The organism is Amycolatopsis minnesotensis (genome assembly GCF_039529815.1).
GTDB classification, from domain to species: Bacteria; Actinomycetota; Actinomycetes; order Mycobacteriales; family Pseudonocardiaceae; genus Amycolatopsis; species Amycolatopsis minnesotensis.
In genome coordinates, this window is record NZ_BAAANN010000116.1 from 1 (window position 1) to 1,705 (window position 1,705).

Here is a 1,705-nt window from a genome sequence, read left to right on the forward strand (position 1 = left end):
TCGCTGTGGTGGAGTCGGTGGTGTGGGAGGGGTTGGGGGTGTGGCCTCCGGTGGGTGCGGAGGTGGTGGATGTGGGTGGTGTGTATGGGGTGTTCGCGGGGTGGGGTTATGGGTATGGGCCGGTGTTTCGGGGGTTGTGTGGTGCGTGGCGGCGTGGTGGGGAGTTGTTCGCGGAGGTGGTGTTGCCGGAGGTGGGTGATGCGGGGCGGTTTGTGGTGCATCCGGCGTTGCTGGATGCGGCGATGCATGTGACGTTGGGCGCCGGTACGGATTCCGGTGGTTCCGGTGCTGGTGCTGGTGGTGGTGGTGTGGTGATTCCGTTTGTGTGGAACGGGGTGTCGCGGGGTGTGGTGTCGGGGGTGTCGCGGGCTCGGGTGCGGGTGTGTGTGGTTGAGGGTGTCTCGGGTGGGTTGGTGCTGGAGGTGGCCGATGAGGTGGGCCGTCCGGTGTTGCGGGTCGATTCGATGGTGGGCCGGGCGATCACTCCGGAGCAGTTGCGTCCGGCCGGTGCCGACCGTGTGTACGGCCTGGACTGGATCCCCGCCTCGGCAGGCGAAGCGCCGGAATGGGGTTTTTGGTCGGAGGTGATCGCTGATGCGGAGGCACTGGTGCCGCCGGTGGTGGTGTTCGACGCTCGCGAGCCGGCCGATGGGGGTGTGCCGGTGAGGGTCCGGTCGGCGGTGGCCGGGGTTCTGGAGGTCGTGCGGCGCTGGCTCAGCGAGCCGCGATGGGCGGATGCGCGGCTGGTCGTGCTGACCAGGAACGCGGTCGGCCTGGACGGTGACACCGAAGTCCGGGTGGAGTCGGCGCCGGTATGGGGTGTGGTGCGTGCCGCGCAGGCTGAGCATCCGGGCCGGTTCGCCGTGCTCGACACCGACACCGACACCGCGGACATCACCGGTGTGACCAGCGCGCTTGCGGTGGTGGAGTCGGAGATCGCGATCCGTGGCGGGCAGGTGCTGGTGCCCCGGGTGGTCGCGTTGTCCTCGTCGGACGGGTCTGGGAGCTTGGGGTCGGGGTGTGTGCTGATCACCGGTGGTACCGGTGGGATCGGTGCGGTGCTGGCCCGGCATGTCGTGGCCGAACACGGGGTGCGGGACCTGGTGCTGGCGAGCCGCCGAGGCCCCGACGCCGACGGTGTCCCGCAACTAGTGCGGGAATTACGGGACTCCGGTGCGCGGGTGGAGGTCGTGGCGGCGGATCTGTCCAATCGCGACGCCGTGCTGGGTCTGGTCGACGGTATCGGTGACCGGTTGAGTGCGGTGGTGCATGCGGCCGGTGTCGGGGACAACGGCCTGGTCGAGTCCCTGACCCCGGAACGGATGGATCCCGTGCTGGCGGCGAAAGCGGATTCCGCCTGGTACCTGCACGAGGCCACGCTGGGCCGTGAGCTGGCGGCGTTCGTGCTGATCTCGTCCATCGGCGGTCTGCTGCTGCCCGCAGGACAGGGGAACTACGCGGCGGCCAACAACTTCCTGGACACACTCGCCACGCAACGACACAAAATGGAACTCCCCGCGACCTCGATGCTCTTCGGCCTCTGGGACATCAACACCGGCATGAGCAGCCACATCGGCGACATCGACCGGCAACGCATGCGCGCCAAGGGACTCCCCGCGCTGACCGAACAGACCGCACTCGGCCTGTTCGACACCGCACTGCACACCTCACGACCGGTCGTGATCACCACCCAGATCGACACCAC

1 protein-coding gene is annotated in these 1,705 nt (G+C 68.5%); it reads left to right on the forward strand.

Annotation, left to right across the window (positions count from 1 at the left end):
- Positions 1-89: 89 nt before the first annotated feature.
- Positions 90-1,705, forward strand: a 1,616-nt coding sequence (locus tag ABD256_RS44060) for an SDR family oxidoreductase (protein ID WP_344432377.1), incomplete at its 3' end; no start/stop codon positions are given.